At 41.9% G+C, this 23,735-nt stretch carries 22 protein-coding genes and 1 riboswitch; of the genes, 10 read left to right on the top strand and 12 right to left on the bottom strand.

The annotated features are described in order from the left end of the window. The first annotated feature begins 641 nt into the window (after positions 1-641). The 7 genes from J3U68_RS01415 to J3U68_RS01385 all read left to right on the top strand — a co-directional run bounded on the left by J3U68_RS01415 (position 642) and on the right by J3U68_RS01385 (position 8,901). The gene (locus J3U68_RS01415; protein ID WP_267373804.1) at positions 642-881 is read left to right on the top strand and encodes a FeoA family protein; all 240 of its coding nucleotides are present in this window, start codon (positions 642-644) and stop codon (positions 879-881) included. Then, positions 881-3,196 carry a Fe(2+) transporter permease subunit FeoB gene (gene feoB, locus J3U68_RS01410; protein WP_267373801.1) on the top strand — a complete coding sequence of 772 codons (2,316 nt, stop codon included), beginning with the start codon at positions 881-883 and terminating at the stop codon, positions 3,194-3,196. The genes J3U68_RS01415 and feoB overlap by 1 nt, the downstream gene beginning before the upstream one ends. 148 nt (positions 3,197-3,344) lie before the next feature. Next, positions 3,345-3,620, top strand: a complete 276-nt coding sequence (locus J3U68_RS01405; protein ID WP_267373799.1) for a FeoC-like transcriptional regulator — start codon at positions 3,345-3,347, stop codon at positions 3,618-3,620. Positions 3,621-3,817: 197 nt separating this feature from the next. After that, on the top strand, positions 3,818-5,659 hold the full coding sequence (gene glmS, locus J3U68_RS01400) for a glutamine--fructose-6-phosphate transaminase (isomerizing) (RefSeq protein ID WP_267373797.1): 1,842 nt from the start codon (positions 3,818-3,820) through the stop codon (positions 5,657-5,659). A 659-nt stretch (positions 5,660-6,318) separates the two neighbouring features. Beyond that, a complete protein-coding gene (hutW, locus tag J3U68_RS01395; RefSeq protein WP_267373795.1) occupies positions 6,319-7,701 on the top strand; it encodes a heme anaerobic degradation radical SAM methyltransferase ChuW/HutW in 1,383 nt (460 codons plus the stop codon). A 41-nt stretch (positions 7,702-7,742) separates the two neighbouring features. After that, a complete protein-coding gene (gene hutX, locus J3U68_RS01390) occupies positions 7,743-8,246 on the top strand; it encodes a heme utilization cystosolic carrier protein HutX (protein WP_267373793.1) in 504 nt (167 codons plus the stop codon). A gap of 10 nt (positions 8,247-8,256) precedes the next feature. After that, on the top strand, positions 8,257-8,901 hold the full coding sequence (locus tag J3U68_RS01385; protein ID WP_267373790.1) for an NAD(P)H-binding protein: 645 nt from the start codon (positions 8,257-8,259) through the stop codon (positions 8,899-8,901). A gap of 119 nt (positions 8,902-9,020) precedes the next feature. Here J3U68_RS01385 and J3U68_RS01380 read toward each other — a convergent pair whose 3' ends face one another. The 3 genes from J3U68_RS01380 to J3U68_RS01370 form a co-directional block, all read right to left on the bottom strand. Continuing rightward, entirely contained in the window at positions 9,021-9,356 is a 336-nt protein-coding gene (locus J3U68_RS01380; RefSeq protein ID WP_267373788.1) for a zinc ribbon domain-containing protein YjdM, read from the bottom strand. A 121-nt stretch (positions 9,357-9,477) separates the two neighbouring features. Continuing rightward, positions 9,478-10,257 (bottom strand): peroxide stress protein YaaA, encoded by a 780-nt coding sequence (gene yaaA / locus J3U68_RS01375; protein ID WP_267373785.1) that lies wholly within the window; start codon positions 10,255-10,257, stop codon positions 9,478-9,480. 617 nt (positions 10,258-10,874) lie between these two features. After that, positions 10,875-11,882, bottom strand: coding sequence for a hypothetical protein (locus tag J3U68_RS01370; RefSeq protein WP_267373781.1), 1,008 nt, complete (start codon positions 11,880-11,882; stop codon positions 10,875-10,877). Between the two features lie 769 nt (positions 11,883-12,651). Between J3U68_RS01370 and J3U68_RS01365 the strand changes: the two genes are divergently transcribed. After that, complete coding sequence (locus J3U68_RS01365; RefSeq protein WP_267373778.1) at positions 12,652-13,203, top strand: flavodoxin family protein; 552 nt, start codon at positions 12,652-12,654, stop codon at positions 13,201-13,203. Between the two features lie 83 nt (positions 13,204-13,286). On the opposite strand, the gene J3U68_RS01360 is transcribed toward J3U68_RS01365, so the two are convergent. Next, positions 13,287-14,279: a TerC family protein gene (locus tag J3U68_RS01360; protein WP_267373776.1), complete on the bottom strand. Its 993-nt coding sequence runs from the start codon at positions 14,277-14,279 to the stop codon at positions 13,287-13,289. Positions 14,280-14,577: 298 nt separating this feature from the next. On the opposite strand from J3U68_RS01360, the gene J3U68_RS01355 reads away from it, so the two are divergent. Further along, positions 14,578-15,552, top strand: a complete 975-nt coding sequence (locus J3U68_RS01355; protein WP_267373774.1) for an urea transporter — start codon at positions 14,578-14,580, stop codon at positions 15,550-15,552. 759 nt (positions 15,553-16,311) lie between these two features. Here J3U68_RS01355 and rpmE read toward each other — a convergent pair. The 4 genes from rpmE to cysS all read right to left on the bottom strand — a co-directional run bounded on the left by rpmE (position 16,312) and on the right by cysS (position 19,804). After that, complete coding sequence (gene rpmE / locus J3U68_RS01350) at positions 16,312-16,530, bottom strand: 50S ribosomal protein L31 (RefSeq protein ID WP_267373771.1); 219 nt, start codon at positions 16,528-16,530, stop codon at positions 16,312-16,314. Positions 16,531-16,714: 184 nt separating this feature from the next. Next, a complete protein-coding gene (gene thiE / locus J3U68_RS01345) occupies positions 16,715-17,359 on the bottom strand; it encodes a thiamine phosphate synthase (RefSeq protein ID WP_267373769.1) in 645 nt (214 codons plus the stop codon). 1 nt (position 17,360) lies between these two features. Next, the gene (gene thiM / locus J3U68_RS01340) at positions 17,361-18,158 is read right to left on the bottom strand and encodes a hydroxyethylthiazole kinase (RefSeq protein WP_267373767.1); all 798 of its coding nucleotides are present in this window, start codon (positions 18,156-18,158) and stop codon (positions 17,361-17,363) included. Between the two features lie 38 nt (positions 18,159-18,196). Further along, positions 18,197-18,303: riboswitch (TPP riboswitch) on the bottom strand. Positions 18,304-18,394: 91 nt separating this feature from the next. Further along, positions 18,395-19,804 carry a cysteine--tRNA ligase gene (gene cysS / locus J3U68_RS01335; RefSeq protein ID WP_267373765.1) on the bottom strand — a complete coding sequence of 470 codons (1,410 nt, stop codon included), beginning with the start codon at positions 19,802-19,804 and terminating at the stop codon, positions 18,395-18,397. A gap of 319 nt (positions 19,805-20,123) precedes the next feature. On the opposite strand from cysS, the gene J3U68_RS01330 reads away from it, so the two are divergent. Continuing rightward, the gene (locus J3U68_RS01330; RefSeq protein WP_267373763.1) at positions 20,124-20,810 is read left to right on the top strand and encodes an OmpA family protein; all 687 of its coding nucleotides are present in this window, start codon (positions 20,124-20,126) and stop codon (positions 20,808-20,810) included. Between the two features lie 507 nt (positions 20,811-21,317). On the opposite strand, the gene yidC is transcribed toward J3U68_RS01330, so the two are convergent. From yidC to rpmH, 4 genes are read right to left on the bottom strand one after another with little or no spacing between them, the layout of a single operon-like run. Beyond that, complete coding sequence (yidC, locus tag J3U68_RS01325) at positions 21,318-22,976, bottom strand: membrane protein insertase YidC (RefSeq protein ID WP_267373760.1); 1,659 nt, start codon at positions 22,974-22,976, stop codon at positions 21,318-21,320. 21 nt (positions 22,977-22,997) lie between these two features. Next, positions 22,998-23,207, bottom strand: coding sequence for a membrane protein insertion efficiency factor YidD (yidD, locus tag J3U68_RS01320; protein ID WP_267373757.1), 210 nt, complete (start codon positions 23,205-23,207; stop codon positions 22,998-23,000). Next, positions 23,204-23,560 carry a ribonuclease P protein component gene (rnpA, locus tag J3U68_RS01315; protein ID WP_267373754.1) on the bottom strand — a complete coding sequence of 119 codons (357 nt, stop codon included), beginning with the start codon at positions 23,558-23,560 and terminating at the stop codon, positions 23,204-23,206. The genes yidD and rnpA overlap by 4 nt, the downstream gene beginning before the upstream one ends. Before the next feature lie 9 nt (positions 23,561-23,569). Further along, positions 23,570-23,704, bottom strand: a complete 135-nt coding sequence (gene rpmH, locus J3U68_RS01310; protein WP_004283944.1) for a 50S ribosomal protein L34 — start codon at positions 23,702-23,704, stop codon at positions 23,570-23,572. Between the last annotated feature and the right edge of the window lie 31 nt (positions 23,705-23,735).

The raw sequence follows: 23,735 nt of genomic DNA, 5'->3' as shown, positions 1-23,735 counted from the left end.
CAGAAAACAGAAAACAGAAAACAGAAAACAGAAAACAGAAAACAGAAAACAGAAAACAGAAAACAGAAAACAGAAAACAGAAAACAGAAAACAGATTGCTGAAAAACTGAACAACAGTAAAGTGATGATCCACCAAACTAGCCAAATCAACCCCAGTAATAGCGCCTCAAGATTTTAGAGCCTAAAAAAACCTAAGCTTTTAGATAACTTAACTTAGGCATAGCTCAATATTATTGTGAGGGAAAATAAACAATAAAAAAAGAATAGATAACCAAAATCTGATTTAAATTCTAAGCAGCACAGCAATTCTCACTTAATTAAACCGCAGACTATCTATTGAATGACTACTTTAAAAAATATCACAGGAACGGTATCCTTAGCCTGGTCAAAACAACATTCATGCAAGCCAGCCATTTAACAAAATCTTGCAATCAAAATTTATTTATAAAACAACTTAAAACAACCATTTAGCGATATTGAAAAAATGAATACTTGATACAACATTGACATGACAAAACAGTTAATAACCCGTTTTTAGAGAACATCATATCCACCTTAACCAGTAAATTGCATATCATTGCGAATAGGAATGATTCCCAATAAAAACAAACTACATCCCCAGATAAAGAAAGTGAACCACTGTGTCAGCACTAACTCTGGATCAACTTCCACTTGGACAAACGGCCGTCATCAACTCCTTACTTCCAGAATCACAGCAGTTCAGACGTCGTCTGCTGGCCATGGGCATCACCCCTGGTAGCGAAGTCACCGTGATCCGAACGGCTCCGTTAGGAGATCCTCTTGAGATCAGAACCCGTGGATTCAATCTATGCTTGCGTCGTCAAGAAGCCCGAGCAATTAGCGTGGTGAAAGTTAAATAATGAAAATAGCATTAATTGGTAACCCCAATTGTGGCAAAAGCACCCTATTTAATGCCCTAACTGGCGCGCGCCAACACATTGGCAACTGGCCAGGGGTTACCATCGAACGCAAAACCGGTAGCATGCACATCAACAACCAGTCTATTGATATTGTTGATTTACCCGGCACGTATGCCATCGAAAATCTGCAAATCGCCACCTCTGAAGATGAGCTGATCGCGCGCGAGTTTGTATTGAATGAACCTGACAGCCTGATCGTCAACATCATTGATGCTACCAACCTGCAACGCAGCCTTTACCTGACTTTTCAACTGTTAGATTTGCAAAGACCAATGATCATCGTCCTCAACATGATGGACGCTTTAAAAAACTTGGGCGAACAAATCAATATCGCCAAACTAACCCAACAATTGGGTTGTCCCGTGGTACCCATTTCTGCCGCCAAAAAAAACGGCTTGGATCAATTAGAGCAGGTTTTGAGTGAAGTCATTCATAACCCAATCCTGCCTAATACCCAAATAGCTACCTTAGGTGACAAACAAACCAGCATTATTCATCAACATTTAGCCAAACTGCCAGCGGATAGCTTTATCCACCAGCTAAATCAATGGTCACTAATAGAGTTGCTATTAAATGGCGCAACTACCCAGCTCACCCCTGCGGAAACATCAACATTGCATCAATGTCAGCACGATTTATCAGCATGGTGTAACAATGAGATAGATGTGGCTCTAGCCAGTGCGCGTTATGAAGCTATCGATCAGCTTTGTCGTCAGGTCATTGAAAAACCGCGCGAGGCGAATATATCCCTGTCAGATAAGATCGACAATCTTACCCTTGGTCGATTTACCGGGATTCCTTGTTTTCTGCTGATGATGTATCTCATGTTTATGTTGGCCGTCAAATTCGGTTCAGTATTTACAGACTTCTTCGATGTATTATTCGCTACCATCTTTGTCGATGGGTTTTCCTATTTGCTCAACAGCGTACATGCACCCGCCTGGCTCACCGCCATATTGGCCAATGGCATAGGTAGTGGTATCCAAACCGTCGCCACCTTTATTCCTGTTATTGCGGCCATGTTCCTATGCTTGTCTTTGTTAGAAGATTCAGGTTACTTGGCACGCGCGGCCATGGTTGTTGATCGGGGTATGCGTGCCATCGGCTTACCTGGCAAAGCATTTGTACCTATGCTCGTTGGCTTTGGTTGTGGCGTACCTGCCATTATGGGTACCCGCACCTTAGAGTCTACCCGCGATCGTCTCATGTCTATCTGCATGATTCCATTTATGTCTTGTGGTGCACGCCTACCTGTTTATACCTTATTTGCCACCATCTTCTTTCCCCAAAATGCCGCAACAGTTGTATTCAGCCTTTACCTGCTCGGCATCGTCATCGCCATTATTACCGGATTAATCCTCAAGCACACTCTGCTACCGGGGGCTATCACTCCATTCATCATGGAATTACCTGCCTATCGCTTACCTACCCTGCGCGGCATGCTGTACCTGACCTGGTCACGACTCAAAGGGTTTATCTTCCGTGCTGGTCAGGCCATCGTTGTCATGGTCACCATCTTAAGCCTGCTAAATTCAATAGGTACCGATGGCTCGTTCGGTCACAACAACAGCGACCGCTCTATCCTCGCCGTCACCAGCAAAAAAATCACCCCCGTTTTCCAACCAATGGGAATCAATGAACACAACTGGCCCGCCACAGTGGGCATATTTACCGGCATATTTGCTAAAGAAGCCGTTATAGCCACACTCAATTCCCTTTATTCGATGGAAACTGAAGACAGCTCTAACGAGACATTTAACTTCATTGAAGGTGTAAGCAAAGCATTTAAAACCATTCCAGAAAATTTAGCTAAACTCAAAGATTCTGTATTGGATCCGCTCGGCATAAGCGCAGTAAACGAAGATTTAGCCAGTGTGCAGGAAGAGCTTGAAATATCAACGGGCACTGTTTCCAAAATGGAAAAATCCTTCAGCAATAATCATGCTGCCATGGCTTATCTCATCTTTATCCTGCTTTATACACCTTGTGCAGCTGCATTAGGTACCATCTATCGTGAAGCCGGCTGGCGCTGGATGCTGTTTGTTGCTGGTTGGACATTCTTCATTGGCTGGACATGCGCAACCTTTTATTACCAATCTTATTGGATCAGTGAATCGAAATCGGCCATCTATATCTTAGGCACCATAAGCCTGTTATTTATCTTATTGATTACCGCGATGAAAATGATCGGTCCGCGCCAGCCAACCCTACAGCGGCCTTCGCAACACCCCAACCCTGACAATTGTTGCCATTAAAACCATAATTTACCGTGACTTACTCAACATTTACCCATACAGATAGTGATCTTAGCAAATTAACCACCATCTGTATGGTCACCACGAAAGATCCCTAACCAATATAAATCCACTATCCAAAACATTGCAGCACAGGAACTTAATTTCGATGCTCATCACCGCCATTAGAGACTATCTGGTCAGCAAAGGACAGGCCAATTTGCAAGATCTGGCTCGACACTTTCAGGTGCAGGAAAGCGCCATGGAACAGATGCTGACATTCTGGTTGCAAAAAGGCACCATAGAGCAAATAAATCTAAACGATGAAAGTTGTTCAACAGCCAATTGCAGCGATTGTTTCTCCTGCCCGCCTGGAGTGAAAAAAATTTATCGAATTGCCGCAAAAATGCCTAAAACCATTCCCATACAACTGCTGCCAAGCTAGGAAATAAGCAAATCAACATTAAGAATAGGTAGAGCTACTGTGCAAAACGTGCTTTTCCATTACAATTACCCTTTTAGAATGAAACCAGCAATACCAGAGCAGTGGTCTGCATAGCGAAATAAAAGCAAGAGCTGAATTTTTCAGCAAAACCATCCTTAATCAGGATCGTGACCATTTGCACAGTCAAAGGATAAAACATGTGTGGTATAGTCGGCGCTATTCGCGCCCAAGACAAAGTTGTCGAATTTCTTACCAGCGGTCTGGAACGGCTGGAATATCGCGGTTATGACTCATCCGGCATCGCCGTTTGGACAGCTAATGGCATCGAACGCGTACGTCGCGTTGGTCGCGTCAAACTTATGGAACAAGCCGCCCACGCAGCTGGACTAAAGGGTAGTCTGGGTATCGGACACACCCGTTGGGCTACCCATGGTGGCGTCACCGAGCCTAATGCCCACCCGCACATTTCAAATGACCTGATCGCTATTGTGCATAACGGCATCATCGAAAATTTCGAAAGCGAACGCACCCGACTGCAAGAACTGGGATATCAATTTACCTCACAAACCGATACCGAAGTCATCGCCCACAGCATCCATTACGAATACACGCATAGCAGTGACGGTAACCTATTCCAAGCCGTACAAAACGCTTGTCAGCATTTTCAGGGGGCTTACGCCATCGGCGTCATCGCCCGCGATAATCCCGATAAACTCGTGGCTGCGCGTATGGGTTGCCCATTATTAGTTGCACTGGGTGATGATGAAAGCTTTATCGCTTCTGACGTCTCTGCCGTTATCGCCTATACCCGTCGTGTTGTCTTCTTAGAAGACGGCGATATCGTCCAACTTTCCACCCAAGGTATTGATATCCTGCTCGACAAACAGCAGCAGCCGGTAGAGCGCGAAATCAAAATGTCCGAGCTGTCTCTCGCTTCGCTGGAATTGGGTCTGTACAGCCATTTTATGCAAAAAGAAATTCACGAGCAGCCTAAAGCCATCACCGATACCGCCGAAGTATTTTTAGTTGGAGGCTTTGAACCGGAAAACTTCGGCACCAACGCAGCCGATATCTTCCAACGCATCCGCAGCATCAAAATTCTTGCCTGTGGCACCTCATACTACGCTGCCTTGACCGCGCGCTACTGGTTTGAAGCCATCGCCCAAATGCCTACCGATGTCGAAATTGCCAGCGAATACCGCTACCGCAAAGTTATTGCCGATCCTGAACAATTGGTGATTACCATCTCCCAGTCTGGTGAGACCCTCGACACCATGGAAGCGCTCAAATATGCCCAGTCTTTGGGCATGCAGCATAGCCTATCTATTTGCAACGTCATGGAATCTGCCTTACCACGCGAAAGCGAGCTGGTACTGTATACCCGTGCTGGTGCTGAAATTGGCGTTGCCTCTACCAAAGCCTTCACTACCCAACTGGTGGCACTGTTCGGGCTGGCTGTAACGCTAGGTAAAATGCGCGGATTGGTTACCCCTGCCGCAGAGGAGCAATACACCAGCGAATTGCGCCTGCTGCCTGGCAGCATACAGCACGTACTTAATCTCGAACCTCAGATCGCCAGCTGGGCAAACCAGTTTGCTGCCAAAAACAACGCCCTCTTTCTCGGCCGCGGTATCCACTACCCTATCGCCCTAGAAGGTGCACTGAAACTAAAAGAAATCACCTATATTCATGCCGAAGCCTATCCTGCTGGTGAACTTAAACACGGTCCGCTGGCACTGGTCGACCAGAATATGCCCGTTGTTGTGATCGCGCCAAACGACAGCTTGCTGGAAAAAGTCAAAGCCAATATGCAAGAAGTAGCTGCCCGTGGTGGAGAACTCTTTGTGTTTACCGATTTGGATAGTGAATTTACCGCCGGCGAAGGTGTGCACGTAATCCGCACTCCGCGCCATATGGGCGTACTTTCCCCCATCGTCCACACCATCCCCGTACAACTATTGGCTTACCACACCGCACTAGCCCGTGGCACCGATGTGGATAAACCACGCAATCTGGCCAAATCAGTCACGGTTGAGTAAAATAAATTCAAGCTAAAAGCGTAAAATGAGTTCTGAATTTCAGCTAAAAGCTAAAATAAATTCCCTATGCCAAACAATAGGGAATTTTTTTAGCCATCAAACTACTGCCACAATATCTAAAATAGTAAACATCTATTCCTCATACACATAACTTCAAATCCAAATAACACAAGCATAAAAGCATCTTCGCCTGCAACAGCATTACATTAAGCAGATTAATTCAAATAATACAGTTAAATCTTCATAAAGCAATTTATTATCAAATGTCATTTTGGACACGTTTAAGCTAGCACAACACGAGCTTGGGCAGAAATTTATAAATTTACATTAATGTAAAGGTGATACAATAATACCAATCCAGACACAGTTCGTTAGTGGATGTGCTGAAATTCAATGGTGCATATTATTTGATCAACTATTTTCACCAGAATAAAAACCATTTCTGGAAAATTTTATGTCATCAAATAGTGATCGATTCAAGAATTTTTTTAGATTGAATACTTCAATAACATCCAGAGTCAGTGGTCTGTTTTATATCTTCAAAGCTTATTGACCTGCATCAATAAACTGCTGAATCACGCTGGTAACTGCCGTAAAACCATTGCCATATGATAATAATTATTATTTAATCTTGCAGCCATCAAAAATATATCTAAGCTATGAAATCATTGGATCTAAGCCGTTTTTATGCCGCAAACGCCGACTTACCTTTTCAGAATAGATGGGCAGTCATGCCATTGCGAGCCAGTATGCCTGTGCCCGCTGAAAAGATGGAAGCAAATTGGCAATTATTACAGCAAACCTCTTTAACGGGCAACAAAAGACTGATTTATATTCATATTCCCTTTTGTGATACCCATTGTCAATTCTGCGGGTTTTATCAAAATTTGCTGCGTAAATTTGATACTGAAGCCTATATCGATGCTCTACTGAACGAAATTGCTTTGGAAATGAATAATCCGGCCATCCAGTCAGCACCAATTCATGCTGTGTATTTTGGCGGGGGAACCCCTTCTGCATTGCCTGCAGGTCAACTGGCTCGAGTCATCAAACTATTGAAACAATCTTTACCCTTGGCTCCTGACTGTGAAATCACCATTGAAGGACGGATTACTGATTTTGATGAAGCCAGAACAGACAGTTATATTGCTGCTGGAGCAAACCGATTTTCCATAGGCATTCAGACTTTTGATACAGCCATCCGCAAAAAACTGGGTCGCTTATCCGCCCGCGAAGAAATTATTGAAACATTCGAACGAATTGCGCTAAAAGACAGTGTTGCCTTGGTTTGTGATCTCATGTTTGGTTTACCCGGTCAAACCACACAAAGCTGGCAAACAGATTTAGAAATCGCTGCAGATTTGCCATTGGATGGCGTAGATTTGTATGCCTTGAATCTGCTTTCAAGTACACCATTGGCCAAACGTGTTGAAAATAAGCAGCTTGAACTGCCTTCCGTGGCAGCAAGACGAGATTTTTATCTACAAGGTGCAGATTACTTATATCGTCGGGGCTGGACGCAATTAAGTAACAGCCACTGGGGTAAAACCACGCGTGAGCGCAATTTATATAATCTACTCATCAAACAGGGTGCTGATTTCTTTGCTTTTGGTTCAGGTGCCGGTGGGCGCCTAGATGGTCAGTCCTTTATGCTGCAACGAGATTTAGCAGAATATTATGCTCAACTGCAACAAGGCAAAAAACCATTGATGATGCTTACTGGTCAATCCTTATTGGGGGATTGGCTTTATCAGTTACAAGCCGGAATTGAGCGAGGACGGGTAGAGTTACCAGCCCTGACTACCCAAAGCACCCTACTCAATCCGCTGATTGAACAATGGCAACAGTCAGGTTTATTGGTCAGCGATGACCATTGTTTCCGCTTAACGCCATCGGGTCGCTTCTGGTCAAGCAATCTGCTACAAGCCTTACAGCAACTATTACTAGAATTAAATAATCCTGAACATCTAAAGTTACAGGAAAAAATGATGCAAATACGCAAATCTGGTCAAGCGGTTCACCCGCATGCCACTGCTTCATAAACCATGCGGTTAAAGAAATCAATTTAATAAAGGGAATAATGATGTCTAAACAATCTCAACATAATGATCTTCATGCTTTTATGCAAACCAATCCAGAAGGCACATTGGAGCAGATTGCCCAACAATATCAGGCAACCATGACCGAGGTGATTGCGGCTATTCCAGATGCAATTATCACTGACGGCAGCCAGTTTGATACAGTGTGGCAAGAAGTTGCTGGTTGGGGGGAAATTACTTTCCTGGTGCACACGGCGGATATCATTGCTGAATTCTCCGGTGAGCTGCCAGAAGGCAAGCATGGTGCAGGTTATTTTAATTTACACCATAAACAAGGTTTTGGCGGGCATATTCGTGCCGAAAATTGCCAGCATATTGCTTTTGTAGAGCGTAATTTTATGCGTATGGCCACCGCTTCAATTCTTTTTCTCAATCACCATGGCGAAGCCATGTTCAAGATTTTTGTCGGCCGTGATCAACAGCGACAGTTGAAAGCAGATCAGTTAGAAAAATTCAGAAATTTAGCGCAACGTTTCAAATCTGCATAAGGCGAATCCGATGAAAACTTTATTGCTATTTGGGGTAAGCCCGAAAATGGGCACAGGCTATCAGGTATTGCAGCAAGCTATGCAACAACCAACACCATGGCGCTGTGTGGCTTTAGTCCGCGATGCTGAATTTGCCAACCAGTTAAATCAGCAAGGTGTGATCACCGTAGTCGGTGATGCCATGGATGCAACCAAGGTTCAAGAAATCTGTCAGCTGGCCGGTGCGGATACCGTTATTGTGTCCACACTGGGCGGATCGTCTGGTGCACATTATGAGGCACAGCGTCTGATTATGGATACGGCTGAACAATGTGGTATCCATCAAATGCTTCTGGTGACTTCACTCGGTTGTGGTGACTCATGGTCAACCATGTCTGAACGAGCCAAGCAAGCATTCGGGCATGCTCTACGTGAGAAATCTCTGGCTGAGGCATGGTTGCAAACCAGCTCTTTGAATTACGTTATTTTACGTCCTGGTGGTTTAATCACTGGGGAGATCACGGGTAAAGCAGAATGTTTTAGCCAGCAAGAGGTTCATGGGTGTGTTCATCGGGCAGAACTGGCACGGGTGATCTTAGAGAAAATTAAAGCTGATAAACTGGAAAACAAAATTTATGCTGTGGTTGATCCAAGTTTGTCTATGAATGAAAGATAAAATTTAATCCCTTTACTGGTGAATAGATCAATTTATGCACCAGTTAAAATTGGTCCGTATCTCAACCAAATTTTGACAGACGGACCAATTTTCGTTTAGCAATAAAGTTAAAATTTGCTTTAGGCTTTTTTCACAAAACACGCCTTCAACATAATTTTCATCCCATCTACCTTACAGTCGATTTCGTGATCCCCTTCAACCAAGCGGATCCCTTTGGCTTTAGCGCCTTTTTTTAGCACCTGACTGCTGCCTTTAAGTTTGAGGTCTTTAATTAAAATGACATCATCTCCATTGGCAAGCAAATTGCCATTGCTGTCTTTCACAACCAATTCATCAGTATTGCTGGCATTGTTAGCATCCCATTCATGCCCACACTCGAGACAAACGGTAAAGGTACCATCGAAATAGTTCTGTTCACTGGCACATTGTGGGCATATTTGTGTTGATTCTGACATATTAGACCTCTGCTAGGGTAAAGCGGGGATTGTACCGAATTTTCTCTGTCTACGACATTTTTATGTAAATTGTAGTCGAATCGGCTTAACAGTATAGTGTTAAGCCATTCTTTTTTTTTATTTACTGGTATTGTTTAGCGACTTTTTCCGCGCGTTTAAACACCAACTCATGCTCAGTCGATTCGTTTTTAATAAATTGATAGCCATTGGTGTTGAATTCATGCAGTAATTTTGGCGATTCCAGTTTATTGTCGACAATAAAACGAGTCATCAAACCCATTGCTTCTTTAGCATAGGCATTGACATTCATATATCTACCGGCTTTTTCATCCAGAAATACCGGTTTAATGACTTTGGCTTGGAGTTTATCCTGATCAATCGCTTTGAAATAGTTATCAAAAGCCAGATCAACAATGGTATCAGTTTCAGTGTCATTGAGGTAATGGGTCAGCGTTTCATGCCAGAAATGATATAAATTGATACCCTTCGGGTTTTCCAAACGGACATTCATGCTGAGGCGATAGGGCTGGATTAGATCGAGGGGTCGCAACAAACCATAAAGCCCAGACAAAATCCGAACTGCTTGTTGCATATAATCCAGTTTATGCAATGATAAATCATCAACATGCAAACTATTGTAGATATCACCACCATACGCAAATATAGCCTGTAAAGCATTGTCCGGAGTAAAAGGTTGATGCCATTCGCGGAAACGTTGTTGATTCAGTTCAGCCAAATGTGGGCTGATATGCATGATTTCTTCCAACTGGGAAAGACTCAGTTGACGGCACAGATGCACCAGTTGAGCACTTTGTTGTAGAAACTGAGGCTGAGTATAAGTAGAACTTAAACGGGGATTAGCAAAATCCTGTGTGGTTGGGGCGGCAATAACAGTTAACATACTTTCTCCTGTAATCAATATCTCACATCACTCGTCTATCGGATCAAACTTGAAGTTTAATCATAATAATAAAATACAAGTTTATGTTTTTATTTACTTTACCTGAGAAACAAACATGAAAACGGCTAAAGGTGTGAATTTAGCATATTGCTACACTGATATTACATTTTCCCAACATAGAATAATTGTATTTATTTTTGGCAATCAGACTCTTAGATATATAACGCCAACTTAAAAAATAAAAATACTAAAGAGTAAATTCGTACTATTTTCTTTTTTTTCTTTTCAGTTTAAATTATATATTGATGATTTAATTAAATATTACAATATAATATACCCATTATGTTTAAATTGATATGCCCAGAAAATGATTTGAGTGTATTCAATCAGTTTAATAATGTGTCATTCCATAGCCAATGAATTTTGCTGATTAATATTGTCATTTCACTGCCAATGCAGGTTTATTAAGACAAATTTATGCTACTGGTTGCCAAGTTCACTGTTTTGGCACACATTAGTTAGTGTGCCTACTTATTACAAATATTTGAATTGTACTGTTCTCAAACACCAAAGTACTTTGGTTAATTTAAACTAGATAATGTCTTAAAAAAACCTATTTAGTGACGATTATCACATTTAAATTCTATCCCTTCCGCATCAGGCACAATAAAATCGACTCCTCCACAGCCAAATGCGAACGATTCAAAGCCAAATACAACTGGCGGTAAATCTTTGAATAATTGTCCTGCCCATTGGAATTGATCATTTCCATCTTCATGGAAATTATTTAACTCAACCAATGAGGTACCTTCATCTTGAAACATGCGTCTTTTAAAAAGAGTGTTACCTTCATCATCTAAAACCAGAAGTTCTCTTGCCAAAATTTTATCAATTCCTAACCTTTCGGGTTGGCTTTCATCTACATAATCCTGAACATAAAAAGTCATATTATTCGCCTTAGCCAGGTAACTTTTTATCACCTTCGAGGCATTTCCATCATCTCTATTGGATAATTGATCTGCTCCTGTATGCGGATAATTTGCATTTGGAATGATTTGCCAGTCAAGGGGTGTAAGTTGTTTTTGTGCAAAAGGATTGTCTTTTGTTATATAAACGATTAAACCAGAATTTGAACGAAGCATTGACCATAACGCTTGCGGTAATTCAAATCCAATTCGATAATTTGTCGTTTCATATGGTGGGGTAAGATCGTATTTAAAAATATCTAATATTGCCGTGACTTCCATAGATGAAATGGGATAAGAAAATAGTTGATTGTTGGTATAATCATAAATCCTGACATACGCCGCTTCTGGAATCCCAGCCAATTTCATAAACAATTTACGTTTGTTACCGATTATGGTGTATTTTTTTTGGGTTAAATTGGCAGGCAATATCTTCTTGTCTGCATCGGGCGGTAAAGTTTCTGATAACGATACGTGAAAAAATTCCCGATCAGGGTCGATATATTCGACACTACTCACAGAATATAGATCTAAATCTTTGATCACTTTTATCTTCGATTCGGCTGCTTCAGTTTTATCCAACTTGGTGATGGTGCTGCAATTGCTAAGTATTAACAAAGTGATAAAACTCATTATTAATCGATATAACTGTTTTTTCATTGGGTTCCCCAAGCTTTTTTTTTGCGACAACATTATGCTATTGGTTGTCTAGTTCATTGTTTTAGCACACTTTAGTGTGCCTTTATATTACCGGTACTGGTATTGTAATTGTGTCGAATAGCAAAGTGCTTTGGTTAATTTTTAACTTGATAATGTCTTGAAAGTCCTATTTCATGGCGATTATCACATTTAAACGCTAATGAGTCCTTATAAGGTTACATTAAATACACTCTATCACCAGCAAATGACAACTTTGTATCAGCAAATCAACACTTACGGCATAAAAACTCTTTTTCTGACATTTTCCTAATTGTCGCCGCCTATCATTCACTACCCAGAAAAACGGGGATAATAAAGTAACCTCTGCTGAGAAATAACCAATCTGTCATCGTACATTTATGCAGCTATTGACGTCATCGGTAAACCAAATAGCGCGTCATATCTTATCTTAATTGCAATGAATATTCATGGCCACGGGGATGGAGTCAACTTGCGGCAACTTCGTGGCGCGACCCTATAGTTAATATCGTGAATCCTCTAAAGATATGGTCAGCTATAAATCCGCTTAAACTTTTTTCTCAGCTTAATCACCAACTCCATTAAACTATGATTATCAATTAATCTACTGACGATAAATAGAATGCTTGGTAGACATCTTATTTATCCAGTGACAAGATTTGCTATTTTTACCGACAACGACTATCGTATTGATACATAAGGAACAATGAAATTATATAAACTGTTTTGAAGGACGAAAAGGAAATTGATGATGAGTAAACTGGCAATTGTGGTTTTTTCTGGCTACGGTCATACCCTAAAAATTGCAGAGGCAGTAGCGGCGGATACGGATGCTGTATTGGTTGAAATTGATGCTAATGGTGATCTGGATAATGACCAGTGGCAACAATTACATTCTGCCAAAGGTATTATTCTTGCTGCACCAACTTATATGGGAAATGTACCTTGGCAATTTAAAAAATTTGCCGATGCCACTTCGGGTTTATGGGCTGAACGCGCCTGGCAAGACAAGATTTTTGGCGGTTTTACCAACAGTTCCAGTTTCAATGGTGACAAACAAATTACCATGATCTGGATGCAAACATTTGCTGCTCAGCATGGCGGATTATGGGTTAGCTTGGGCGTATTACCCGCAAACACTAAAGCTGCCGAGCGCGACGATGTCAATGTTTTGGGTGGTTCAGCAGGTGCAATGGTACAAACACCAGCTGATGCCAGTGTGGATGAAATCCCTCGCGGTGATATTGAAACAGTCAAAATCTATGTGGCTAGGATAAGTGAGTTAATCAACAAATTAAGTTGATCATGCCATTCTGAGCTGAGACTTCTATTGACGTAGCAAAGTGGATATTTCTTAAAAATATCCACTTTGTCGCATATTGTTGTTTACTCAACAGATTTGTGCGTAACCGGCTGTTGGCAATTTTTCCACCAAGATGCCAATATCGCCATCAATAAAGCGGTGAAGACAACAGCCAAAGATGCCCAGGAAGGGATATGCCACCATTTTACCACCAGCATTTTCCCGCCGATAAAACTCAATACCACCGCCAAGCCATATTTCAAATAAACAAATTTTTCCACCACATTGGCTAATAAAAAATACATCGCCCGTAATCCCAATACGGCAAAAATATTGGAAGTAAATACAATAAACGGATCTGTAGTTACCGCAAAGACGGCTGGAATACTGTCAACAGCAAAAACCACATCGCTTAATTCAATGACGATTAAAGCCAATAATAGTGGCGTGGCTAAACGTTTACCATTTTCTACCGTAAAGAATTTTTCATGATTAAAATGATCACTAACTGGAAAATGTTGATGCAACCATTTTATCAATGGATTAGCTTCAAGACCTTTATTGCCTTCTTTTTCAGGCAACATCAACTTAATACCACTATATAGCAGAAATAGCCCAAACAAATATAAAACCCAACTGAAGCGGCTAACCAATACCGCACCTAAGCCGACCATGATCGCCCGCAGTATTATGGCACCTAAGACCCCAAAAAGAAGGACACGATGCTGAAATGCCGCTGGTACCTTGAAATAACTGAAAATCAGCACGAATACAAATATATTATCCACTGATAAAGACTTTTCCAGCACATAACCTGTCAGAAAATCCATCACCGAATCGGCAGCAACGTCATGCCCCATTGATGGATTATGTAATAGTTCGAAATATAGCCAGACAGCAAATCCCAATGAAACACTAATCCATACCGTCGTCCACAATAAAGCTTCTTTACTGCTCACTTTATGTACGCCTTCTTTTTTTAAAGTAAGCATATCAATGACAATCATCACCATGACGATTGCGCTAAACACACCGTAAAAAAACGGTGTACCCACCGAATTTAACTGTGACTGCATGTTCTCTTCCTACTAAAAATATTGATCATACACAAATCCATTTGATTTTATAGAGTTTATTTTTACCATACCGGACATTGTTTGGCTTGTTTATCGACATTAGCATATTTCTGCTTAAAATTTAAAGCATTGTCGCCGTCTAATGCACCGTATTTGCAGCAAACTGACAGCCATCAAAAATAAAAACCATCCCTGATTGAAGTTGTATTGTTAATAATGGCACGATTATTATATAAAATCGTGAGGAAACGTTACTGAACATTTTACATATGCAAACAATCAATATGGGAGAAAATCAATGACTCAAGTTTCTGTTCAGCAACGCTGGCAGCAGTTGTGCCATGCTAAGCTCTTGTATCGGTTTATAGATGTATGGCTGCGCAGTTATGGTCAGGTTATGTTGCAGAACAATGCTTTATCAGGACTGATTTTTTTCACTGGCGTGTTGGTTGCGAGCTTAAGCATGAATAAACCTGAAATTGTCTGTGCCAGCTTGATAGCTGTTATTTGCGCCAATTTAATGGCTTATATTTATCAACTAAATCATAAAGCATGGCAACAAGGCATTTATGGCTTCAATGCCTGTTTAATCGGCATCGCCCTGGCTACTTTTTGTGAACAGTCATTGTATTTATGGAGCGAAATTGTTCTGGCTGCTTGTCTGTCGGTTTTCGTGACCCAAGCATGCAGTAACATCTTACAACACTGGTATCTTCCCTGTCTGACCTTACCTTTTATCCTGTTAAGCTGGCTTTTTTTACTGTGTATCCCAGCATTTTCGCAGTTAAATCCTAGCCATACCGTAAATGCTCTTACACATTCTAGTCAGTTCAATCTGCACACGATCACCTCAGGCAGCCTGTTGGGGCTTGCAGAAGTGTTTCTAGCTAATAGTACGCTGGCGGGGATATTATTTTTGCTCGGTCTTGCCATCAACTCACGCAAAATAGCGATTTATAGTGTGATCGGTTCTGCACTGGCTGTCGGTATAGCATTACTGTATGGCGGTCAGATGGAACTGATTAACTTAGGACTGTATTCTTTCAATGCGGTTCTCACCGCCATTACTTTAGCCACATTCTGTGATAAACAAAATTTGAAAACTGTGGTTTATATTTTACTGGGTATTATTCTAACCGTGTTAACACAAGCTGCTTTAATGGCTGTGCTTACACCCTATGCTATTCCAGTATTAACCATGCCTTTCGTGCTGGTCAGTTGGTTGTGGCTCTTAACCAACCAGGTTTTAAATCAAATTGACAGTGAACGCTAATTACTCTGCTCAGCAGAATAGACAAAAAAAAGACCGTTCCACTGCAAACGTACCTTTTAATTAAAAATAATACATTGGTGATATGGAAGACAAATTAAAAAGCATATCGATAAGAGGCAGGTTGTATCTTGCTTTAATCGGTATTGACAATGCTTTCAAACATCATAACATCAATAACGCTGAATCCAAGTGAATCATTAATATTCTCAGAGAATTTTTAAAGTCTGATAACTTAAGCGATTGGGAGGAATTAGCCAATAATATACAACTTATCAATATATTAGATCCTAAATTTGAGATAAACGACTTTTCGTTTGAGCATAAAATAGTTTTAAAGTTAAAAAATTTTATGCCCATATTCCTCGATGTTGATCAGAAATGATCGCTTACACCTTGAATGTGGGTTTAAATAATTTATATGGAGGAACTGGAGAATACAGTTCTTTAACAGTAGATCTTGTGCTAAAAGTTATATAAATCGGCAAAGAAAACCATTTAGAGTTACCCCATATAACTAACTTTTTAAATTATTCTTATCAAGACAAAGGTGGCTGGAGAAATATTTTCAATGAATAGAAATACACATTTGCTATGTTATCTACATAAAAATAATACCTCTTTTTTGTAGATAAAATAGGCTGTTTATTCTCTACTCAATCTTCATTTGGTAACTTATCCAGCTAAACAATCTCTTTGCCACAGATAAAAAAAGACTGCCTGATTAAGGCAGTCTTTTTTGATACAACATGTTGCAAACTATTAAGAACGTTTGAACATATTGCCGTATTTTTGATTGAATTTGTCCACACGACCGGTAGAGTCAACGATTTTCTGTTTACCAGTGTAGAACGGGTGACATGCAGAGCATACTTCAATATTGAACGTGTCTTTTTCCATGGCGGATTTAGTCACGAAAGTATTGCCGCAAGAGCAGGTCACAGTAATATCGTGGTAGTTTGGTTGAATGCTGTTATTCATAGTATCTTCCTCGGTTGGCGGGCACAGGGGTTGTGCCTGTACCTCTTAAAACGGATGTTTTTAATCAATTAATTATACACGTTCTGAATAAATTTTCAAGCCTGCAAAAGTGTAATTGGCATAAATGTACAGCCGTGCCAGCTAAAAGCTAACTCAGTTTCTGATCACCCTAGTACGCTGATTATTAACTCTGAGCCTGTCTGATCTGCTGTAAAAGTTGCTGAGTGGCCGCCCCGACATCAGGCTGAGCACAAATGGCAGAAATTACCGCGACACCGTCAACTCCAGTCTGCATGACTTGCGTAATATTACTGCGATTAATGCCGCCAATGGCCACGGCGGGACACTGCTTAGACTGCACCAGTTTTTGCAACTGTTCAACTCCAAGTACTGGCGCAGCATCACTTTTAGAATTGGTAGGATAAATAGGGCCAATCCCCAGATAATCAACCTGTTCCCAGGGTACAGATTGCATCTGACTGGCATTGGATACCGACAAACCAATCAATTTTTCGGTGCCAATCAATTTGCGTACCACATCAACCGGCAAATCACTTTGTCCAACATGAACACCATCTGCTTGTACCGCCATGGCCACATCAACCTGATCATTAATCAACAATGGCACCGTTGTCTCAGCCAAAACTTCCTTTAACGCCAAGGCAGCCTGATACCAGTCTCGCCGGTCATATGCCTGTTCAGAACGTAACTGTACCGCAGTCACTCCGTTGGCCACAGCGAGTTGCGTAGTCTGTACCATTCCGGCAATACCACCACACAAAACCGGATCCAAAACCAGATACAAAGTCAAATCAAGTTGCTTCTGCATTTTAAACACCCTTTGAACCAGTCGATCCCATCAAAGAAAGCTGATCCAGCAGCGACACGGCAAAGGTACCTAGCCCGGCATTTTTTTCTGCACCCTCTCCGGCTTTTTTCATCATATAACAAGCTGTCGCCGTTGCCAGCAACTTATCCTCTGCCCCAGCAATCAATGCCGCCACCATCGCCGATAAAGAACACCCAGTACCGGTTACTCTGGTTAGTGCATGGTCACCGCCACTAACAGCATAAACGGTTGCACCATCCGTAATGTAGTCAGTCTCGCCGGTTACCGCCACAATAGTCTGATATTGTTGTGCTAATTTGTTCGCTGCCCCCAGTGCGGATTCAGTAGGGTCCTGACTATCTGGTCCCTTAGCTCTGGATTGTTCGCCCGCCAGCATCAACACTTCTGCAGCATTGGCTCGAATCACCTGTGGGCGCAAGTTGAGAAGTTCATGTGCTAGATGGGTACGAAAAGACAAAGCTGGACTGACAGCCACTGGATCCAAAACCCACGGTACCTGAGCCTGCATCGCCTGCTGTGCCGCCAGCACCATACTGTGTGCACTTTGCTGCGTCACCGTGCCGATATTGATCAACAAACCATCAGATATCGTCACAAACGATTGCACTTCTTCCGCGGCGATCACCATCGCCGGACTGGCACCAATAGCCAATAAAATATTGGCGGTGAAGTTTTGTACCACCTGATTAGTGAGACAATGAATTAATGGTTGTTGTACCCGAACATTTGCCATAAACGGCTCGGCCTGAGCAGCCTGAAATTCTTGAGGAGATGACATATTCTTTCCTTTATAAAAATAGGCAGAGAAGAATAGGTCAGAAAAGACTTAGACTTCCCTACGCTGGTATGATCCAGATCAGGTTCAACGGGTAAAATCTCAGTCATCGCCACGCAACCAGCCAATGACACCCCGAGTCAATCGTATCTACTTAATTATGCAGATACCTGCCAAAAGATTCAATAACAATGTAAAGCATTGATAAAATAAGCACTAGGTACTAAAGCTAAACAGCATTAACCACGTCGCCAACTGGTACCACTAGCACTGTCCTCAAGCACAACGCCAGCAGCAGCCAACTCATCGCGAATGCGATCGGATTCTGCCCAATTTTTATCTGCGCGTGCCTGTTGTCGTGCTGCAATTAACGCTTCAATCGTCTCATTAGTCAGCGAACTGCCGTTTTCGCCAGCCCCGGCCTGCAAAAATTCTGCCGGTTCACGCTGCAACAACCCCATTAATCCAGCCAATCCCTTCAGGCAGCCGGCTAACTGACTGTCGTGCGTCTTATTCACTTCATTCGCCAGTTCGAATAACACCGCAACAGCTTCTGCGGTACCAAAATCATCATTCATTACTGTATAGAAGCGACGGGTGTAATCATTTAATTCAGCTTTGATCGTCACTTCTGCCGGCGCTGTATTCTTCAAGGCCGTGTATAGACGCGTTAACGCCCCCTTAGCATCATCCAAATGTGCATCAGAATAATTCAACGGACTGCGATAATGAGCACGTAAAATGAAAAAACGCACCACTTCAGCATCGTATTTTTGCAACACTTCGCGAATCGTGAAGAAATTTCCTAATGATTTAGACATCTTTTCATTATCAACACGAATAAAACCATTATGTAACCAATACTTAACATGACTGGCAAAATGATTTTTTTGTTCGCAACAGGTGTTTTTTTCAGCACCGCAACTTTGAGCAATCTCATTTTCGTGATGGGGAAACTGTAAATCAGCTCCACCACCATGAATATCAAACGGATTACCCAACAAAGCTCGGCTCATGGCCGAACATTCAATATGCCAGCCTGGTCTACCTCTGCCCCACGGACTATCCCATGCAGGTTCATCCGGTTTGGCCGATTTCCACAGAACAAAATCCAGCGGATCTCGCTTGTGATTATCTACTTCAACCCGTTCACCGGCGCGCAAATCATCCAGACTTTTACCGCTGAGTTGACCATAAGCTGGAAATTCACGTACTGAGTAATAAACATCACCATTATCAGCCACATAAGCCTTACCATTGGCGATGATTTCTTCAATCATCGTGATCATTTGTGAAATATAATGTGTGGCACGCGGTTCATGATCTGGTGGCAATACGCCTAAAGCAGCCGCATCTTCATGCATTGCCTGAATAAAAAAGTCTGTCAGTTCATGGATACTGATCTTCCTTTCATTGGCGCGAGCAATGATTTTGTCATCAATATCAGTAATATTGCGCACATACTCCAACGAATATCCCAACTCTCTCAGCCAGCGAGCCACCAAATCAAACACCACCATGACCCGAGCATGACCAAGATGACAATAGTCATAAACCGTCATTCCACACACATACATACGAACATGAGATGGATCAATTGGGGTAAATTCCTGTTTGGTTTTGGTTAAAGTGTTATATAAACTGAGCATATATGATTCCAAAGTGGCTTGATAGCAGCTCTTACATGCAAACAATGAAGTGATATCGTGCTGAAATCATCGTATTCCAGCCATCCGCGCCACAGCACATGTAGAGATAAAATAAAATTGTAATACAGACAGAAAAACTTGTCGCGCAAAGCTGCTTTCTGATACAACATAATCTTGCGACAAATGCATAATAAACGAATATAAAAATAACCCCTATCCGATCAAGCTGCTTTACATAACTTGCATTTTACAATCAGATAGCCTAAAACACTAAGTGTGTAGTTACTAAATAAATGTTTCTAAATAGAAAGGAGTCTTTATGGCTTTCATGAAACCACTGGCAGCTTTTGTTGCCGCTTCTACTCTGGCCTTAACCGGATGTATTACCGACCCTAACACCGGCGAAAGACATGCCAGCAAAACAGCCGTTATTGGTTTAAGCAGTGCTGCGGTGTGTGGCATTGTTGGCGCAATCACACACAATAGCCGTGGTGCCCGTAATGCGGCATTAGGTTGTGGTGCCATTGGTGCCGGTGTGGGTGCTTACATGGATTATCAGGAGCATTTGTTACGTCAAAAACTGGCCAACACCAATGTTGAAGTAAGACGTGAAGGTAACCAAATCAAACTCGTGATGCCTGAAAACGTGACTTTTGCTACTAACAGCTATCAATTAAATAGCAGTGCCACCTATTCACTGAACTCTGTAGCTGAAGTGTTGGCAAAATATGTTGACACCAATATTTCTGTGGCAGGCTATACAGACAGCACCGGCAATGACAGCATCAATATGCCATTGTCGCAGCGTCGTGCGCAAGCTGTTTCCAACTATTTAATCAACCGTGGTGTGGCGAGCAACCGCATCAGTGCAATGGGTTACGGCGCAGCCAACCCCATCGCCAGCAATGCCACCGCTCAAGGCAAAGCCCAGAATCGCCGTGTGGAAATCAAAGTCATTCCAGTACAGCAGAGCCGAGTAAGCACCACACAAACCTACGTTCAATAATTGCTTATACTTCCCTCCATCAGCCAAATAGCTGATGGAGGTATTTACTCAACATAGCCATCCAACTTCTGCGTTTATCGTCCATATAGTCTCGATTAGCACACCCATCTCTTACATTAGCTATATTGGTACTTAGATTTGCAACCACCCAGACAAAATTATTCACACATTCAAATAACCTTCCCTTACCAGTGTAGAATAAATTGACCATAACACAGTCAAAACCGGTTTTCCCAGAAACACCTCTCTTACTTTTAAATCTTCCCTTAAGCAAAAACTTTACTCTATTAATCATCACTCAATCATTCAGTATTCCCATCAAACCACCCATACCCTACTACCCTCTACACTAACTAATACCAAAATCATTACAGAATTTCTTGGACCAATTCCGACAAAATAAATGCCACATCTCTCAACCTGATATAACCTTAAACCAGAACAAATTTAACAAGCATCGTTAAACAAAAAAGCACTTCTTTCGAAGTGCTTTTTAAACATGCGCGCTTAAATATCCAGCGAACGATGCATTTTGGCTCGTTGTTCAATTCGTTTATTGATAAACCACTGCTGGATCAGAGTCAGGATATTATTGGTTAACCAATACAGCACCAAACCTGCAGGGAAGAAGAAGAACATCACCGAGAACATAATTGGCATGATTTTCATCATTTTAGCCTGCATCGGATCCGTTGGTGGCGGATTCATAAAGGTCTGCAAATACATCGTCAGGGCCATCAGTACCGGCAGAATATAATAGGGATCCTGACGACCTAAATCAGTAATCCAACCAATCCATGGTGCACCACGTAATTCAACCGAAGCAAACAATGCCCAGTACAAACCGATAAACACCGGAAACTGAAGCAACATCGGTAAACAACCACCAACCGGATTAATCTTTTCTGCCTTATAAATGGCCATCATCTCCTTTTGCAGGCGCATACGATCATCACCATACTGATCTTTTAAAGCCTGCAAGCGAGGCGCAACGGCGCGCATTTTCGCCATCGATTTATAAGAAGCATTGGTCAACGGGAATAAAATTGCTTTAACCGTCAGCGTCAGCAAAATAATCGCCCAGCCCCAGTTTTTCACCAGATTATGCCACCAGTTCAACAACCAGAATAAAGGTGAGGAAAACAGAGAAACTTTACCGTAATCCTTAATCATTTGCAGATTATCAGCTACATTGGTAATAACAGAATAGATCTGAGGGCCAGAATACAAAGAAATACCAAAGCTGCTGGTTGAGTTGGCAGGAATATCCTTAACAGGCACTCTTACCCCAGCTGAATATAAACCGTCACTGCGTTTGCGAATATCAATCTGACAATCAGTACCCGCACAAACACTTTCACCACCTTTAGGCTGTAAAATCCAAGTGGTCATAAAGTAATGTTGCATCATACCAATCCAGCCAGTATTGGTTTTGCGTTCATAGTCAACTTTATCGCGACCAGAAGCATAATCACTGTCCAGATCAGAGAAAGTCACTTTTTCAAATTTACCGGTTGGCGTATAAAGAGCTGGGCCAGTAAATGTATGATCGAAATAACCGGTACCTTCAGGTTCTTTGCCATCACGTAACACACGGTAGGCGACATCAAGTTGTAATGGTTGTGCACTTTGATTGGCAATCTCGTAGCGCAATCCAATCAAATAACTACCCTTAGTAAAGGTATAAATCTTAGATACCTGAATACCATTCTGTTCTGTAGCTGTTAAACGCACATCCAACTTATCACCGTTCAAGGTGTAATGCTTTTGCGCAGCAGTAAAAGTTAAATCTTTAAACAGGTAATCACCCTGTCGATTTAATAACACAGATTGGGCAATGTACTGATGACCGTTCTGACCATTATCGAGCAAAACAAAGGGTTTATTGGCGTCAGAAGTAGCTTTATATTGATTTAAAATTAAATGACGCAAATCACCGGTTTTCTCATCAATAATCGCTTTTACCGTATCAGTATCCACGGTAATCGGATCAGTTTTGCTCAGAGCAACATCACTAGTGCTGCTAACTGGAGCTGAAGAATTCGTTGCGGCAGATGATGTTTGTTGCGCTGTAACCTCTTGCTTAGGCTTCGGATACATCTTTTCCCAGCCCAACAAAATGGCCATAGTCAGCACAAAAAATATCAATAATCGTTTAAAATCCATAGTCTTTTCCGTATTTAATTGCTAAGGAAGAGGATCATCACCGCAACCACCCCATGGGTGACAACGACTGATACGTTTTAAAGCCAGCCAGCTACCCTTCACCACACCATATTTTTGCACGGCCAGCACTGCATATTGCGAGCAAGTTGGACGAAAGCGACAACGTGGTGGTAAAAGCGGGCTGATTGCATATTGATAAAAACGAATCAACCCAAGCAATAAAAATTTCATTGCGAAGTTTTACATGTACTGGCTGCTAGCAGTAGCTGTTGTAAATTATTGATTACAACACAGTAATCAGAATGTGTGAAAGGTTGGCGGACACGAATAATAATATCCACCGCAGGCATTTCATGCTTATGAAGCCGAAACCACTCTCGCAGAACCCGTTTCATATAATTGCGTTTGTTGGCGCGTTTGGCTACTTTTTTCGCCACAATCAACCCCAAACGAGGATAATCCAGAGAATTTCGCGCCTGAAATATCTGTAAACAGCCTCGGCTTTTTTGACAACGTAACGCAAAAACGGATGAAAAATCATCCGTTTTCAATAGGCGATACTTTTTGCCAAAATGAAATTCCATTATTAATGCTTACACAGCCAAACGTTTACGGCCTTTGGCACGACGAGCGGCCAACACAGCACGACCACCACGGGTTTTGCTACGAACCAGGAAACCATGAGTGCGTTTGCGACGGGTAACGGATGGTTGATAAGTGCGTTTCATAATTTATTCCCGAATTAACTTTAAATAAAAC

The sequence above is a fragment of the Snodgrassella sp. B3882 genome (assembly GCF_026535915.1).
GTDB lineage: Bacteria > Pseudomonadota > Gammaproteobacteria > Burkholderiales > Neisseriaceae > Snodgrassella.
This window is presented reverse-complemented; position numbering and strand designations above follow the sequence as displayed.

Coding starts and splice junctions, on each gene's coding strand:
- J3U68_RS01385 (WP_267373790.1), top strand. CDS start 8,257: ATGAAAACTTTATTGCTATTTGGGGTAAGCCCGAAAATGGGCACAGGC.
- J3U68_RS01380 (WP_267373788.1), bottom strand. CDS start 9,356: ATGTCAGAATCAACACAAATATGCCCACAATGTGCCAGTGAACAGAAC.
- rnpA (WP_267373754.1), bottom strand. CDS start 23,560: ATGGAATTTCATTTTGGCAAAAAGTATCGCCTATTGAAAACGGATGAT.
- J3U68_RS01365 (WP_267373778.1), top strand. CDS start 12,652: ATGAGTAAACTGGCAATTGTGGTTTTTTCTGGCTACGGTCATACCCTA.
- J3U68_RS01405 (WP_267373799.1), top strand. CDS start 3,345: ATGCTCATCACCGCCATTAGAGACTATCTGGTCAGCAAAGGACAGGCC.
- glmS (WP_267373797.1), top strand. CDS start 3,818: ATGTGTGGTATAGTCGGCGCTATTCGCGCCCAAGACAAAGTTGTCGAA.
- feoB (WP_267373801.1), top strand. CDS start 881: ATGAAAATAGCATTAATTGGTAACCCCAATTGTGGCAAAAGCACCCTA.
- J3U68_RS01355 (WP_267373774.1), top strand. CDS start 14,578: ATGACTCAAGTTTCTGTTCAGCAACGCTGGCAGCAGTTGTGCCATGCT.
- J3U68_RS01360 (WP_267373776.1), bottom strand. CDS start 14,279: ATGCAGTCACAGTTAAATTCGGTGGGTACACCGTTTTTTTACGGTGTG.
- J3U68_RS01330 (WP_267373763.1), top strand. CDS start 20,124: ATGGCTTTCATGAAACCACTGGCAGCTTTTGTTGCCGCTTCTACTCTG.
- rpmH (WP_004283944.1), bottom strand. CDS start 23,704: ATGAAACGCACTTATCAACCATCCGTTACCCGTCGCAAACGCACTCAT.
- thiM (WP_267373767.1), bottom strand. CDS start 18,158: ATGTCATCTCCTCAAGAATTTCAGGCTGCTCAGGCCGAGCCGTTTATG.
- yidC (WP_267373760.1), bottom strand. CDS start 22,976: ATGGATTTTAAACGATTATTGATATTTTTTGTGCTGACTATGGCCATT.
- rpmE (WP_267373771.1), bottom strand. CDS start 16,530: ATGAATAACAGCATTCAACCAAACTACCACGATATTACTGTGACCTGC.
- hutX (WP_267373793.1), top strand. CDS start 7,743: ATGTCTAAACAATCTCAACATAATGATCTTCATGCTTTTATGCAAACC.
- J3U68_RS01370 (WP_267373781.1), bottom strand. CDS start 11,882: ATGAAAAAACAGTTATATCGATTAATAATGAGTTTTATCACTTTGTTA.
- cysS (WP_267373765.1), bottom strand. CDS start 19,804: ATGCTCAGTTTATATAACACTTTAACCAAAACCAAACAGGAATTTACC.
- hutW (WP_267373795.1), top strand. CDS start 6,319: ATGAAATCATTGGATCTAAGCCGTTTTTATGCCGCAAACGCCGACTTA.
- yidD (WP_267373757.1), bottom strand. CDS start 23,207: ATGAAATTTTTATTGCTTGGGTTGATTCGTTTTTATCAATATGCAATC.
- yaaA (WP_267373785.1), bottom strand. CDS start 10,257: ATGTTAACTGTTATTGCCGCCCCAACCACACAGGATTTTGCTAATCCC.
- thiE (WP_267373769.1), bottom strand. CDS start 17,359: ATGCAGAAGCAACTTGATTTGACTTTGTATCTGGTTTTGGATCCGGTT.